The following is a 13,117-nucleotide window of genomic DNA, read 5'->3' on the forward strand; positions in this document are numbered from 1 at the left end:
GAGCCCACTCGGGAAAGGCCTGAAGGTCGACGCCGCGACCGCCGAGCAGACCACCGCAAGAGGGCGGAAAAGAGGACAACGGCGGCTTATCTCCTCCTCGGCGACTACCGACTAGGCAAAATGTATAACATACGAAGACCTGTATCCAACATAAGCTAGTGATGGCGCCGGCATGCTCGGCCCATTCATAGCAAAGGATTCGCTTATGACACTTGGACGACGTCAGTTTCTCGCCACCTCGGCCGCCCTCGGCGCGGCCATGACCGCCCCGACCCTATTGGCAGGAGGCCTTACCGGTGCCCCGCCATCACGCTATCCGGTCGAAGCCTGGCAATCTCTCGACGACCGCTTCGACCGCTACATGCTGTTCAATTCGCCACTCGAACGCCACTGGAGCGGTGGGCTGTGGCTGGAGGGGCCGGCCTGGAACGCCGTGGGGCGCTATGCGGTGTTCAGCGATATCCCCAGGGCTCGCCAAATGCGCTGGGACGAGGCCACCGGCCAGGTCAGCGTATTGCGCCACGAGGTCGGTCATTCCAACGGCAATGCCTTCGATGCCCAGGGGCGGCTGGTGGCCTGCGAGCATTCACCCGCGCGGGTGGTTCGCTACGAATGGGACGGCAGCGTCAGCGTGCTGGCCGACCAGTTTAACGGCAAGCGTCTCAACGCTCCGAATGATCTCGTGGCACTGAAAAGTGGCGGTATCATCTTCACAGATCCGGGATATGGTGCTCACGTCGACTACGAGGGACATCGCCGCGAACTGGAGCTCGATACCGCCGTCTACTACTGGGAAGACGGCATGGACCAGCCTCAGGTGCTGACCACGGAGCTTTACAAGCCCAATGGCATTGCATTGGGGCCGGATGGTAAAACGCTATATGTGACCGATACGGCGCCTTCTCACTATCCCGACCAGCCCGCCACCATCAACCGCTTCACCCTCGCCGACGACGGCAAGCGTCTCGAAAACGCACATCGCCTGGTGGCCAGTAAAAGCGAAGGCTATGACGGCATGACGGTCGACATGGATGGCAACCTGTGGGTCGGCACATCTGGCGGGGAAGGAGTCGATGGCGTCAGCATCTTCGCTCCGGATGGGGCGCTGATCGGTCGCATTCTGCTTCCGGAAGTCTGCGCCAACGTCTGCTTTGTTGGCGATGACCGCAACCGGCTGCTGATGACCGCCAGTCAATCGATCTATACGATCTATACCGGCACCCGCGGCATCTGAACGTGACGCCGGTCATGCCACCGAAAGCGCCATGACCCCAAAGCCGGGCACTCCGCATCGGATGCCCGGCTTTTTTGCCTGCCCATCTCGCCCCACCACCACCTGCCCTGGCTTTCACGATCGCACCGATCATTTTCATCAGCTCGACGTCTGGCCTTGTCGCCACCGCAATGGATTCGGAAGGTAGTCATCAACTGTCGTCCGGCGACCCTCTTATGACGGCCATCATGACAACAATCCGACAAGCAGGCGTCTTCATGACTTTCCACTCGCACGCTCCCGCTTCTTATTGTCAGCCGCTGCTGACCGCGATCACCGTCCTTACCGACAGCCATGCTGACCATGCTGGATCCCCACATGCTGGATAACTGGCTCGACCAACTGCTTGATGACGTCACGCCATCAAGCGACCACGGCCGCCTGCCCTTCGGCCATTATCGGCTGCACGGGCCCGGCATCCTCGAGCTTATTCCCAATCAGACGCAGCCCGGCGCCCGGGCCTGCGTGCTGTCGGCAGCGGTGCATGGCAACGAGACGGCGCCGGTGGAGCTCGTCGGCGAGCTGCTCTCTCGGCTCGAGGCCGGCCTGGTTCGCCTCGGCGCACCGGTGCTGGTGCTGATCGGCAACCCGCCGGCACTGCGGGCTGGCGAGCGTTTCATCACCACCAACCTCAACCGGCTGTTCCAGCGCGACCTGACCGCGAGCGGCGAGGAGCCGGATCGGGCCCGCACATTGATGAGCGCTGTGGATGATTTTTTCACCCGCCATGCGACGCTGCCACCGCTGCACTTTGATCTGCATACGGCGATCCGCGACAGCCGCTATCCGCGCTTTGCGGTCGAGCCCTACACCGAACAGGTGACAACGGAGCCCGCGCAGTGGCAGTGGCTGTCCCGGGCCGGCATCCAGGCGGTGCTCCATCAGCACTGTCATAGCTGGACCTTCTCTCATTACTCGCGCCACTATCATGGCGCTCAGGCGTTTACTCTGGAGCTTGGTCGCGTCGCCCCGTTCGGCGAGAATGACCTGAGCGCCCTGCGCCCCATGCGCGCCCTGCTGGAGGCCCTGTCCGAAGGTCATGAGCCGCCGGGGGCGCCGGCCAAGGCCATGAGCTTCTTTCGCGTCGAGCATGAACTCATGCGTGAGTCCGAGGACTTCGCCCTGTGTTTCGATGAGGCCACGCCGAACTTCAACGAATTCTCCCCCGGCGAATGCCTCGCCCGTGACGCCAAGGCCGGTGACTACGTGGTCGGACAGCACCCGCAGCGGGTGGTCTTCCCCAATGCCAAGGTAGAGATCGGCGCGCGGGCCGCCTTGCTGGTCGTCGAGGTGGTGCCGCCGACATGAGCCCGGCGGAAGGATCAACACCACCAGGAATCCGACGCCTGTCGACGACGACCGATAGACTACAAAATAAACATCTGATTCAGAATCATTAGAATTACATTCATTAAAACAACAAGTTAAAGGAATCTTCCATGTCTCCCCACCTTTCCCATCTAGACAAAAGTCGTAGCGCACCACCTAAGATCGATTCTGAAACGCCGTTCTTGGGCTGATAGAATCGCCCCTTTTTCGCGCCAGCCACGCTGACTCCCCGCCCTGCCGTCATCCCCGGCACGAGGCCCCCTGCACTGGAGCTCGAATCCATGGCCGCTACGCCTATTCCCCTGGAAGTACGTAACATCAAGAAACGCTTCGGTGACACCGAAGTGCTGAAAGGCCTGTCGCTCAAGGCCAAGAAGGGCGATGTCATCACCCTGATAGGTGCCTCCGGTTCCGGCAAGAGCACCTTCCTGCGCTGCATGAACCTGCTCGAACAGCCCGACGAAGGCGACCTGGTCGTCCACGGTGAGGACATCCGCTTCAAGATGACCAAGCACGGGCGAGAGCCGGCTGACTGGAAACAGGTGGTGGGCATGCGCGCCAAGCTGTCGATGGTCTTCCAGAGCTTCAACCTGTGGGCCCATATGACGCTGCTCGAAAACATCATCGAGGCACCGGTGCATGTGCTCGGCAAGTCCCGTCAGGACGCCATCGCCCACGCCCAGCAGCTGCTCGAGCGCGTAGGGCTCGCCGAGCGCGCCGACTACTACCCGGCGCAGATGTCCGGCGGCCAGCAGCAGCGCGGCGCCATCGCCCGGGCGCTGGCCATGGACCCGGAAGTGATGCTGTTCGACGAGCCGACCTCGGCGCTGGACCCGGAGCTGGTCGGCGACGTGCTCAAGGTCATGCGCGATCTCGCCAAGGAAGGCCGCACCATGATCGTGGTCACCCACGAGATGGCCTTCGCCCGCGATGTCTCCACCGAAGTGATCTACCTGCACCAGGGTCAGGTCGAAGAAGCCGGGCCGCCCGATGAGGTACTCGGCAATCCCAAGTCCGAGCGCCTCAAGCAGTTCCTGGCGCCCAAGCACTGATGCGCCGCCTCGGGACAAGGAGAGACACATGATCGACCTGCATGGCTACGGCCCGCGCCTGTTCGAAGGCGCCATGATCACCATTCAGCTGGGGGTGCTGTCGCTGATCCTCTCGGTGATACTCGGCCTGCTCACCGCCAGCGCGAAGATGTCGCGCAGCTGGCTTTTGCACCGCATCGGCACCCTTTACACCACCATCATCCGTGGCGTGCCGGACCTGGTGCTGATGATGCTGCTGTTCTTCGGCGGCCAGATCGGCATCAACCAGGTCACCGACTGGCTCTACTACCAGTTCAATATTGACATCTTCATCAACGTCAACGAGTTCGTGGCGGGCGTACTGACCATCGGCCTGATCTTCGGCGCCTATATGGGAGAGACCTTCCGCGGTGCTTTCATGGCGGTAGATAACGGCCAGATCGAGGCCGGTCGCGCCTATGGCATGACCAACTGGCTGATGTTCCGGCGCATCCGCTTCCCGCTGATGATGCGCCACGCTCTGCCGGGCCTGTCGAACAACTGGATGGTGCTGCTCAAGACCACCGCTCTGGTATCGGTAATCGGCCTGTCGGATATGGTGCGCGTGGCCGCCGAGGCCTCCAAGGCGACCCGCGAGCCCTTTACCTTCATGCTGATCGTCGCCGGCATCTATCTGCTGATCGCCAGTGTCTCCGAATGGGGTTTCGCACGGCTGCAGAAACGCTATGACGTCGGCTTCGGGGAGACCAACTAATGGAATCGCTCACGACCTGGATCGAGGGGCTGCTGGCCGACAATACCATCTTCACCCTGCAGACCCTCTCCTACTACGGCGAAGGCCTGACGACCACCGTCCAGTTGGTGTTTCTCTCGCTGATCATCGGTCTGGTGCTGGCGGTACCGCTGGCGATCGGTCGCGGCTCCAAGCATCAGTGGATCAAGATGCCGATCTTCTTCTACTGCTATGTGTTCCGCGGCACGCCGCTGCTGGTGCAGCTGTATCTGATCTATTACGGCGTGGTGTTCATCGATGGCATTCAGGACACCTGGCTGTGGGTGCTGCTCGAGAAACCCTTCGTGCCGGCGCTGATTGCCTTCACGCTGAACACTGCCGCCTATACCACCGAGATCTTCCGGGGCGCCATCAAGTCCACCGCCCGCGGCGAGATAGAAGCGGCCCGCGCCTATGGCATGTCCTGGTGGCTGATGATGCGACGCATCGTGCTGCCCAGCGCCTTCCGTCGTGCCCTGCCGGCCTACGGCAACGAGGTGATCTTCATGCTGCATGCCAGCGCCATCGCCAGCGTGGTCACGATCATGGACCTGACCGGGGCGGCGCGCTTCGTCTATGCGCGCTTCTACGCGCCCTTCGATGCCTTCCTGTTCGTGGCAGCGATCTATCTGTGCCTGACGTTCACCATCCTGTTCCTGTTCCGCTATCTCGAGAAGCGCCTGCTGGCACACCTCAAACCGTCGAGTCAATAACGGCTTAGCGTCAAACAAGCGTTGGAAAGCAGGGCAGCATAAGGCCTGCTTTCCCCTTCCGGCCGCTCCCGGGGTGCGCTATCTTGGGTGGCGGACCATCACCCACAAGGTGATTCAATACAATAACGGAGACATCCTCCATGAAGATCCAGACAGTCCTCGGCATCAGCCTGATCGGCGCCACCCTCTTCGCCGGCAGCGCCAACGCCGACGTCCGCGACATCCGCATCGGCGTTGACGTCCCCTACGAGCCGATGGAATTCCGCACGCCCGATGGCGAGCTAACCGGCTTCGACATCGAGCTTGGCAATGCGCTTTGCGCCGAAGTCGGCATTCAGTGCGAGTGGGTCGTGCAGGGTTGGGATGGCATCATCCCCGGTCTGATGGCCCGCAAGTACGACGCCATCATGTCGTCCATGACCATCAATGACGATCGCCGCAAGCAAGTGCTGTTCTCCGATCCGTACTTCACACCGCCGTCCGCCTGGTTCGCCCCGGTCGCAAGCGACATCGAAGTGCCCTACCCGCAGACCCTGGAAGGCAAGACCATCGGCGTCCAGCGCGGCACCCTGCAAGACAACTACGTCACCGACAACTTCGGCGACGTGGCCGACGTGAACCGCTATGCCACCGCCGACGACATGGTGCTGGACATGGATGCCGGCCGCCTGGACATCGTCTTCCTCGACTTCCCGGTCGGCAAGGCCACGCTGATCGACAGCAATGCCGGCAACTACAAGGTGATCGGCGAGATGATCACCGAGCCCAAGGAATACTTCGGTGACGGCTTCGGCATGGCCTTCCGCCAGCGCGACGAAGACCTGGCCAACGCCTTCAACGAGGCCCTGTCCACCTTGAAGGACAACGGCACTTACGAAGACATCTACAACGACTACTTCGGCGGGAAGTAAGCCTCGACGCGAGAGCCTCACCTATTGCCTGGCATGACAACGGCCCCGATACGCTCGGGGCCGTTTGCCTTTGTATCGACATCTGCCAGCGGCCGGTCTCTCGGCTGGCCATTCAGACCCGCGGGTGCACCCCGGGCGGATGCACCCCCGGCACATGACCGCCCTCCTCCCTCGAAACCAGACCGGCCTCGTCCCCCGCGGGCCGAGCCAACTCCTTGAGAATCCCGCATTCACTGGCAGGGCGCTGCCCCTGACAGCGTGCCCGCAGTGCCACGAGCGATTGTTCGAGGGCCTGCAGCTTGGCAATGCGGTCCGCCACATGGGTCAGGTGGGCATCGATCAGGGCATCGGCCTCGTGGCAAGGCTGGTCCGGGTGGTCATGGCACTCCAACAGGGCACGAATCTCGTCCAGGGTCATGTCCAGCACCCGGCAATGACGGATGAAGGCCAGCCGCTCGGCATGGGCTTCGCCGTAGAGCCGGTAGTTGCCCACCGTGCGTGCGGGTTCGGGCAACAGTCCTTCGCGTTCGTAATAGCGGATGGTGACGACGCGACAGCCGCTGCGCTTCGCCAGTTCACCGATCTTCATGGTCGCGTTCTCCTGGGGCTGGAATGAAGGGTTTGAATGAAGGGCCGGGATGAGGGACTTTCCTACACGGCTTGACCCTATACTGCCTATAGGGTCTGTCATGGGGCAAGATACGACCCAAGGAGTTCACGATGTCCGGTGATCACGTACATGAGCACGCCCACCAACACGCTCACGATCGTTCTCAAAACAGTTCTCACCACCCTGCTCATGATCACAAGCACGACCATAGCCATGCCCCCAGCCATGACGATAGACACGACCATGCCGCTGGCGGCTGCTGCGGGGCGTCGTCAGTGGATCAAGGCAGCAAACAGCCCAAGGGTGCGCCGCCAGGCAGCAAGACCCTGCGCCTGCGCATCGAAGAAATGGACTGCCCCACCGAGGAGGCCCTGCTGCGCAAGGGACTGGCCGAAGCCCCCGGAGTAGCCGCTCTGGACTTCGACCTGATGGGGCGGGTACTGAGCATCCACCATGTCGATGGCGACCCTGATGCCCTGGCAGCGCGGGTTCGTGAGTTAGGAATGACACCCCAGCCCCTGGATGCCGACGGTGCCACAGAGGGCTCGGAAAGCGCCCCAGAATCTTTCGCCGCCCGCTGGGGCAAGCTGCTAATCGCCGCGGCTCTGGCGCTGGGGGCTGAGCTTACGGGCTGGATCAGTCCAACCGCCGCGACCTGGTTCTCGCCGCTGTTGGCGCTTGCTGCCATTGGCCTGGTCGGCCTACCCACCTGGCGCAAGGGCTGGGTTGCGCTTCGCCATCGTAGTCTCAACATCAACGCCCTGATGAGCGTGGCGGTGACCGGTGCGATACTGATCGGCCACTGGTCCGAAGCGGCCATGGTGATGGTGCTGTTTACCCTGGCCGAACGCATCGAGGCCCGCTCCCTGGACCGCGCTCGCCGAGCCATCCGCGACCTGCTGGATACCGCCCCCGACAAGGCACGGCGTCAGGCACCAAACGGCGAATGGGAGACGGTGGCCGCCGAGGCCGTCGCCGTGGGTCAAGTGATTCGCGTCCTGCCCGGCGAGCGCCTGCCCCTGGACGGCGAGATCGTCCGCGGCCAGCCGACGCTGGATGAGTCACCGATCACCGGCGAAAGCCTGCCCCGGGACAAGGGGCCCGGCGAGACGGTCTTCGCCGGTGCCATCAACCGCCATGGTGACTTTGACTATCGCACCACTCGGCCGTCCAATGACACCACCCTGGCCCGCATCATCCATGCAGTGGAAGAAGCGCAGGCCAGCCGTGCGCCCACCCAGCGCTTCATTGACCGTTTCGCCGCCTACTACACCCCGGCCGTACTGGCCATCGCCGTGCTCACCGCACTGGCCTGGCCACTGCTGGGGCTCTTCACCTCAATGCAGGTCGCCTGGCTCGACGGCGTCTACCGGGCACTGGTGCTGCTGGTGATTGCCTGCCCCTGTGCGCTGGTGATTTCCACACCGGTGACCATCGTCAGCGGGCTTTCTGCCGCGGCCCGATCGGGCATCCTGATCAAAGGCGGCCGCTTTCTCGAGCAGGGCCGAAAACTTAGCTGGCTGGCGCTGGACAAGACCGGCACCTTGACCCAAGGACAGCCTCGCCTGACGCATTGGGCCGCTCTGGATGACGGCTTGGGTGAAGAGTCGAATGACGAACAGGACGGCGCCAACCGGTCACGGCTGGCCCGCCAGGCAGCCAGCCTCGCCGCACGCTCGACGCACCCCGTATCCCGGGCCATTCATGGCGAGCTTGCAGCAGGCGTCGGAGAACAGGATATCGATGCCTTTCGCGAACGCCCGGGAATGGGAGTGGAAGGTGAGCTAGAAGGCACCTCGCTATGGCTTGGCAACCGCCGGCTGCTGACCGAACACGGCCTGGCAAGCGACGCCCTCGAAGTGCGCCTCGAGACTCTGGAGCGTCAGGGTGCCAGCGTGGTGATGCTCGGCGACACGACTCGCGTGCTGGCGCTGTTCGCCGTTCAGGACCCTCTGAAACCCACCAGCCTCGCAGCCATCAGCAGGCTGCATGAGCTCGGGGTGCGCACCCTGATGCTGTCCGGTGACAATCGCCATACCGTTGCCGCCATCGCCGCCGAAGCCGGTATCGACGAAGCCCGAGGCGAACTGCTCCCCGAAGACAAGCTGGCCGCCATCGAGGCCCACTCGAAAAATGGCGTGACTGGCATGGTAGGTGACGGCATCAACGATGCACCGGCGCTCGCCCGAGCGGACATCGGTTTCGCCATGGGCGCCGCCGGCAGCGACGTGGCGATCGAGACCGCCGATGTGGCGCTGATGGACGATGACCTGGGCAAGCTGCCCACCTTCCTGAAGCTGTCACGGGCCACCCGAAGCGTACTGATCCAGAACATCGCCATCGCCCTCGGTCTCAAGGGCATCTTCATGGCGCTGGCCTTCACCGGTCAGGCGACCCTGTGGATGGCAGTGTTCGCCGACATGGGGGCCAGCCTGCTGGTGGTAGCCAACGGGCTGCGCCTGCTGCGCGCCGGCAAACCCTGAAGAACCGACGATTTGCAGGCAGCAAGAAGGTGACGGTGCCCGGCCATCAGCAGAAGCAACGCGATGGCCGGGCACTTTGATATTAAGAACTGTCGTATCAAGGACGGTCATATCAAGGACGATCCTTTCGAGTAGCCCTGGCGACTGATCTGAGTGGCGGGCGCTGTGTGGTGGTGTGATATCGTGATGGAAAGAAAGCTGCTGGTGCAGCACCGCCACGCACAAGGAAGAGCTACCATGCCTCATCTGATGTTCGTCTACGGCACCCTGAAGCGAGGGTTCGCGAATCATGCCGACCATCTCGCCGACGCCGAGTTCGTCGATATTGGCACGACCTGCGATGCCTATCCGCTGGTGCTGCATGGTGAGGACTTTCGGCCGGTGCTGGTCGAAGCCAGGGGCCAGGGCTACCTCGTGGCGGGGGAGCTCTACCGGGTCGACAGCCATACCCTCGATGCTCTCGATCGACTCGAACGCATCAATGACCACGACGGCTATCGACGTCGCCGCCTGGCCATCACCGACGATCAGGGCCAGCGGCACAGCGCCTGGGTCTACATGAAACCCGGTGCCTGGGTCGACGATGTTCGCAGCGAGTTGATGGAGGTCTTCGACGATGAGCGGCACCGTGCCTGAGCGGTTCGGTCGGGAAGCGGCCGGCCAGCGCAGCACCAGGCGACCACCTTCCAAGCGGGCGACGATGTCTCACTGGACCGGCTGGGGCCAGTGGCTGGCGCTGATCACCATGACAGTGGATCACATCACCCGTTACCTGCTGCCCGACAGCTGGGATGCCGGTTGGGCCAGCTCGTCAATCGGCCGCATTGCCTTCCCGCTGTTCTCTGCCATGGTCGCCTGGCACGGCCTCTTCAATACCAGAAGCCCGCTGCGCTACGCGAAGCGCATCCTGATCATCGGCCTGATCGCTCAGCTGCCCTACATGACCATGCCGCGTGACGGCTTTCAGCTTAACATCTGCTTCACGCTGGCGGCGGGGCTTGCTGCCGGCATCTTGCTACGTGATCTGGTGTTTCGGGACCGGTCTTTTTACCGCGGGGCGTTTCAGCACCATCCCCACCACGACAGGCCACTCGATCAGCCCCGGAAAGCCTTGGCGCCCCCTGGTCTTGCGATCGCCAGCCTGATAATGCTCGGCCTGGCCTGGTGGGTGCTGGGGAACTGGGTAGAATATGGCCACCTTGGCCTGGCGATGATTCCGCTTTACATGCTGGCCTTCGCGGGGCTAGGCGATCCCGGCACAGGCCGTTTGACAGGCCTGGCAGCGGCGGCATCCGCACTGCCGGTGTTGCTCAACGCCGGCCTGATGAACAGCTCCGAGATGGCCAAGGGGTTCACCGTGGCGACCAGTCTAACCCTGGTGATGCTGGCCGCCGGTGCCTGGCGCTGGGTGCCACGAGTTATCTACGCGATGCCACGGCGGCTATGGCTTGCCTGGTATCCGGGGCACTTCGCGGTGATCGCGCTGCTGCTGCACTGGCCCAGCTAGAGAGCAAGGCGCATCCAGGCGAGCGGGAAGAGGGGCTCGCTAGAAAAGCGCCGGGGCGAAAATCGGGTCAGGCCGACTGCAAGGTCGGCCATGGATTCAGGCGGGGTACTTCATCAGGCGCTGTCTGTATCAGGCCATGTCTAGAATCAGGCGCTACCAAAGTAACGTTCACGATCCTCGGGCGTGATATCGCTGATATGCAGCGGGTAGTGCGCACCGACCCGATCGTTGAAGAAGTGGTGAAGGGTGCGCTCGATCGTCGGGAAGGCCAGTTCCTCCCAGGGCACCTCGTGCTCTTCGAACAGCGCCACTTCCAGGCTCTCGGGGCCGGCACCGAAGCCGCCGGTGAGATCGGCGCGGAAGATCATGAATACCTGGTCGATGTGCGGGAGGTTGATCATGGTATAGAGATCGTGAATTTCGACCTCGGCGCAGGCCTCCTCGCGGGTCTCACGGGCCGCGGCCTCGACGGTAGTCTCGGCGTTTTCCATGAACCCAGCCGGCAGTGTCCAGTAGCCCTTGCGCGGTGCAATGGCACGCCGACACAGCAGCACCTTGCTGCCGCTCACCGGCAGGGTGCCGGCGACGATGCGCGGGTTCTGGTAGTGGATGGTACCGCAGGCATCGCACAGGAAGCGTGGGCGGTCATCGCCTTCGGGGATGGCAAAACGGACATTTTGCCCGCACTGGCTGCAGAAATTCATGACGGTCCTCACGCGGCCTGTGGGATGCCCACTTGACGCTCTTACGGGGGCTGGTTACAAGGATATAAACCCTGTGGAAGACCCATGTTAGAGAATCTTCGCGATCGCCTGCAAGCACATGTCCCGCAACGGCTTACCCTCAAGATGCCCCGCGCCGCGGTGCTGCTGCCGATCGTGGATCGTCCCGAACCTACGCTGCTGTTCACCCGCCGCGCCGATCATCTCAAGCAGCACGGCGGCCAGGTCGCCTTCCCCGGCGGCAAGTGGGAACACGGCGACGACGACCTGCTGGATACCGCCCTGCGCGAGGCCGAAGAAGAAATCGCCCTGCCCCCTGATCGGGTACAGCTGCTGGGACGGCTCAGCGATGTCATCTCGCTGCACGGCATTCGCGTCACCCCCTATGTGGGGCTGATTCCCGCCGACCTGCCGCTAGTCCCGGAGCTTGGCGAGCTGAATGCCATCTTCGAGGTGCCGCTGACGCACTTTCTCGATGACAAGCGCACCCATACCGACGTGATCCGGGTCGACGGCCGCGATTACTATGTTCCTAGCTACCGGGTTCCTAACAGCGGGCCTAGCGACAGGGTGCCCCACCACGGGATGCCCAACACCCAGGGCACTCAGGGTCAGGAGGGCAATCCGCAAGACGATGATCACGTGATCTGGGGGCTCTCGGCGATGATGCTGGTGGAGCTGCTGGCGGAAGGCTTCGCGATGCCGATCAGCCTGTTCGAGCGCCCGGCGGGAGAGCTATGCTACCGGCCCGAACGTCGTATGAGGGCGCCATGATTTCCGACACTCCCTTGCTCGACCCGGCCGGTCTGACACATCTGGTCGATGGCCTGGTCGAGCACGGCTGGTGCGTGGCCGAGGGCTTCATCGATCCTGCCCTGTGCCTTGCCCTACAACGCGAGCTCACTGACCTGGCGGCACGCGACGCGCTGCGCGCCGCCGGCATCGGCCGCGGCGAGGCTCACGAATTGCGCCGCGACATCCGCGGTGATGCCATCCACTGGCTCAACCGGGAAAGTCTGCCGCAACGCCAGTACCTGTCCGCCATGGACACCCTGCAACGCGCCCTGAATATCGAGCTCTACCTGGGGCTATTCGAGTTTGAGGCGCATTTCGCCCACTATCCGCCGGGCAGTTTCTACCAGAAACACGTCGACAGCTTCCGCGGCCGCGCCAACCGAGTGGTCTCGACGGTGCTCTACCTGAACAGCGACTGGCCCGACGACGGCGGTGGCGAAATGGCGGTATTTGATCCTGCCAAGCCGGAGCGCGAGCTTACGCGCATCCGCCCCGAGGCCGGCACCTTCGTCTGCTTTCTCTCGGAAACGGTCCCACACGAAGTACTGCCGACCCGACGGCCGCGGGCCAGCATCGCCGGCTGGTTCCGACGCAACGCCTCTCTCAACGGCCTGGTCGACCCGGCCCGATGACCACGTTCTGAGCAACCGGGAGCGGCCTCACAAGGCGTAGTCGATGACGCGCCGGTCGTAGCGGATCGCGGCCATGAACGGCATCAGCGCCTTGTGTTCGGGATGCCGCTGATAGGCTTCCAGGGCTTCGAGGGAGGCGAACGTCGCCAGAAGCGACAGATCTGCCGAGCTGTCCGTGTGCAGCAGGTCGATGCCAACCTCCAGGCTCAGCAGGCCCTCGATACGTCCGTTCAGCGCCTCCAGCTGACGCTTCGCCTGCGCGGCATTCTCGGCCTTGGTGCGGCCCTCGGCCTGCTCATGCAGGGTCCAGAGCACGATGTGCTTGATCATGGGGTGTCC

14 protein-coding genes are annotated in these 13,117 nt (G+C 63.1%); 11 read left to right on the forward strand and 3 right to left on the reverse strand.

The features are described 5' to 3' along the window. Positions 1-205 precede the first annotated feature (205 nt). The 6 genes from Q2K57_RS03040 (at position 206) to Q2K57_RS03065 (ending at position 6,029) form a co-directional block, all read left to right on the forward strand. Positions 206-1,234: an SMP-30/gluconolactonase/LRE family protein gene (locus tag Q2K57_RS03040; protein ID WP_112054154.1), complete on the forward strand. Its 1,029-nt coding sequence runs from the start codon at positions 206-208 to the stop codon at positions 1,232-1,234. Between the two features lie 357 nt (positions 1,235-1,591). Then, on the forward strand, positions 1,592-2,581 hold the full coding sequence (locus Q2K57_RS03045) for a succinylglutamate desuccinylase (protein ID WP_112054371.1): 990 nt from the start codon (positions 1,592-1,594) through the stop codon (positions 2,579-2,581). Between the two features lie 302 nt (positions 2,582-2,883). Beyond that, a complete protein-coding gene (locus tag Q2K57_RS03050; RefSeq protein ID WP_112054153.1) occupies positions 2,884-3,654 on the forward strand; it encodes an ABC transporter ATP-binding protein in 771 nt (256 codons plus the stop codon). Positions 3,655-3,682: 28 nt separating this feature from the next. Then, positions 3,683-4,387, forward strand: coding sequence for an ABC transporter permease (locus Q2K57_RS03055; protein ID WP_112054152.1), 705 nt, complete (start codon positions 3,683-3,685; stop codon positions 4,385-4,387). Continuing rightward, positions 4,387-5,118, forward strand: a complete 732-nt coding sequence (locus Q2K57_RS03060; RefSeq protein WP_112054151.1) for an ABC transporter permease — start codon at positions 4,387-4,389, stop codon at positions 5,116-5,118. Before Q2K57_RS03055 ends, Q2K57_RS03060 begins: the two co-directional genes overlap by 1 nt. 140 nt (positions 5,119-5,258) lie before the next feature. Further along, positions 5,259-6,029, forward strand: a complete 771-nt coding sequence (locus Q2K57_RS03065; RefSeq protein WP_369700288.1) for a transporter substrate-binding domain-containing protein — start codon at positions 5,259-5,261, stop codon at positions 6,027-6,029. Positions 6,030-6,141: 112 nt separating this feature from the next. On the opposite strand, the gene cadR is transcribed toward Q2K57_RS03065, so the two are convergent. Further along, positions 6,142-6,618, reverse strand: coding sequence for a Cd(II)/Pb(II)-responsive transcriptional regulator (cadR, locus tag Q2K57_RS03070; RefSeq protein ID WP_112054150.1), 477 nt, complete (start codon positions 6,616-6,618; stop codon positions 6,142-6,144). A gap of 296 nt (positions 6,619-6,914) precedes the next feature. Between cadR and Q2K57_RS03075 the strand changes: the two genes are divergently transcribed. From Q2K57_RS03075 to Q2K57_RS03085, 3 genes are all read left to right on the forward strand, one after another. Continuing rightward, entirely contained in the window at positions 6,915-9,122 is a 2,208-nt protein-coding gene (locus Q2K57_RS03075) for a cation-translocating P-type ATPase (protein WP_304526107.1), read from the forward strand. Between the two features lie 237 nt (positions 9,123-9,359). Continuing rightward, positions 9,360-9,758, forward strand: coding sequence for a gamma-glutamylcyclotransferase family protein (locus Q2K57_RS03080; protein WP_181463038.1), 399 nt, complete (start codon positions 9,360-9,362; stop codon positions 9,756-9,758). A 64-nt stretch (positions 9,759-9,822) separates the two neighbouring features. After that, entirely contained in the window at positions 9,823-10,629 is an 807-nt protein-coding gene (locus Q2K57_RS03085) for a TraX family protein (RefSeq protein ID WP_112054366.1), read from the forward strand. Between the two features lie 146 nt (positions 10,630-10,775). Here Q2K57_RS03085 and Q2K57_RS03090 read toward each other — a convergent pair whose 3' ends face one another. Further along, a complete protein-coding gene (locus Q2K57_RS03090; RefSeq protein WP_112054147.1) occupies positions 10,776-11,333 on the reverse strand; it encodes an NUDIX hydrolase in 558 nt (185 codons plus the stop codon). 84 nt (positions 11,334-11,417) lie between these two features. Here Q2K57_RS03090 and Q2K57_RS03095 point away from each other — a divergent pair, with 84 nt between their 5' ends. Together Q2K57_RS03095 and Q2K57_RS03100 are read left to right on the forward strand one after the other, a co-directional pair. Next, positions 11,418-12,125, forward strand: a complete 708-nt coding sequence (locus tag Q2K57_RS03095; protein ID WP_112054146.1) for a CoA pyrophosphatase — start codon at positions 11,418-11,420, stop codon at positions 12,123-12,125. Further along, positions 12,122-12,778 (forward strand): 2OG-Fe(II) oxygenase, encoded by a 657-nt coding sequence (locus Q2K57_RS03100; RefSeq protein ID WP_112054145.1) that lies wholly within the window; start codon positions 12,122-12,124, stop codon positions 12,776-12,778. Before Q2K57_RS03095 ends, Q2K57_RS03100 begins: the two co-directional genes overlap by 4 nt. A 27-nt stretch (positions 12,779-12,805) precedes the next feature. Here the strand turns inward: Q2K57_RS03100 and Q2K57_RS03105 are convergent, their stop codons facing one another. Then, the gene (locus tag Q2K57_RS03105) at positions 12,806-13,108 is read right to left on the reverse strand and encodes a Dabb family protein (RefSeq protein WP_112054144.1); all 303 of its coding nucleotides are present in this window, start codon (positions 13,106-13,108) and stop codon (positions 12,806-12,808) included. Positions 13,109-13,117: the final 9 nt, after the last annotated feature.

It is taken from the genome of Halomonas sp. I5-271120 (assembly GCF_030553075.1).
In the GTDB taxonomy this organism is placed as follows: domain Bacteria; phylum Pseudomonadota; class Gammaproteobacteria; order Pseudomonadales; family Halomonadaceae; genus Onishia; species Onishia taeanensis_A.

Coding starts and splice junctions, on each gene's coding strand:
- Q2K57_RS03040 (WP_112054154.1), top strand. CDS start 206: ATGACACTTGGACGACGTCAGTTTCTCGCCACCTCGGCCGCCCTCGGC.
- Q2K57_RS03045 (WP_112054371.1), top strand. CDS start 1,592: ATGCTGGATAACTGGCTCGACCAACTGCTTGATGACGTCACGCCATCA.
- Q2K57_RS03050 (WP_112054153.1), top strand. CDS start 2,884: ATGGCCGCTACGCCTATTCCCCTGGAAGTACGTAACATCAAGAAACGC.
- Q2K57_RS03055 (WP_112054152.1), top strand. CDS start 3,683: ATGATCGACCTGCATGGCTACGGCCCGCGCCTGTTCGAAGGCGCCATG.
- Q2K57_RS03060 (WP_112054151.1), top strand. CDS start 4,387: ATGGAATCGCTCACGACCTGGATCGAGGGGCTGCTGGCCGACAATACC.
- Q2K57_RS03065 (WP_369700288.1), top strand. CDS start 5,259: ATGAAGATCCAGACAGTCCTCGGCATCAGCCTGATCGGCGCCACCCTC.
- cadR (WP_112054150.1), bottom strand. CDS start 6,618: ATGAAGATCGGTGAACTGGCGAAGCGCAGCGGCTGTCGCGTCGTCACC.
- Q2K57_RS03080 (WP_181463038.1), top strand. CDS start 9,360: ATGCCTCATCTGATGTTCGTCTACGGCACCCTGAAGCGAGGGTTCGCG.
- Q2K57_RS03085 (WP_112054366.1), top strand. CDS start 9,823: ATGTCTCACTGGACCGGCTGGGGCCAGTGGCTGGCGCTGATCACCATG.
- Q2K57_RS03090 (WP_112054147.1), bottom strand. CDS start 11,333: ATGAATTTCTGCAGCCAGTGCGGGCAAAATGTCCGTTTTGCCATCCCC.
- Q2K57_RS03095 (WP_112054146.1), top strand. CDS start 11,418: ATGTTAGAGAATCTTCGCGATCGCCTGCAAGCACATGTCCCGCAACGG.
- Q2K57_RS03100 (WP_112054145.1), top strand. CDS start 12,122: ATGATTTCCGACACTCCCTTGCTCGACCCGGCCGGTCTGACACATCTG.
- Q2K57_RS03105 (WP_112054144.1), bottom strand. CDS start 13,108: ATGATCAAGCACATCGTGCTCTGGACCCTGCATGAGCAGGCCGAGGGC.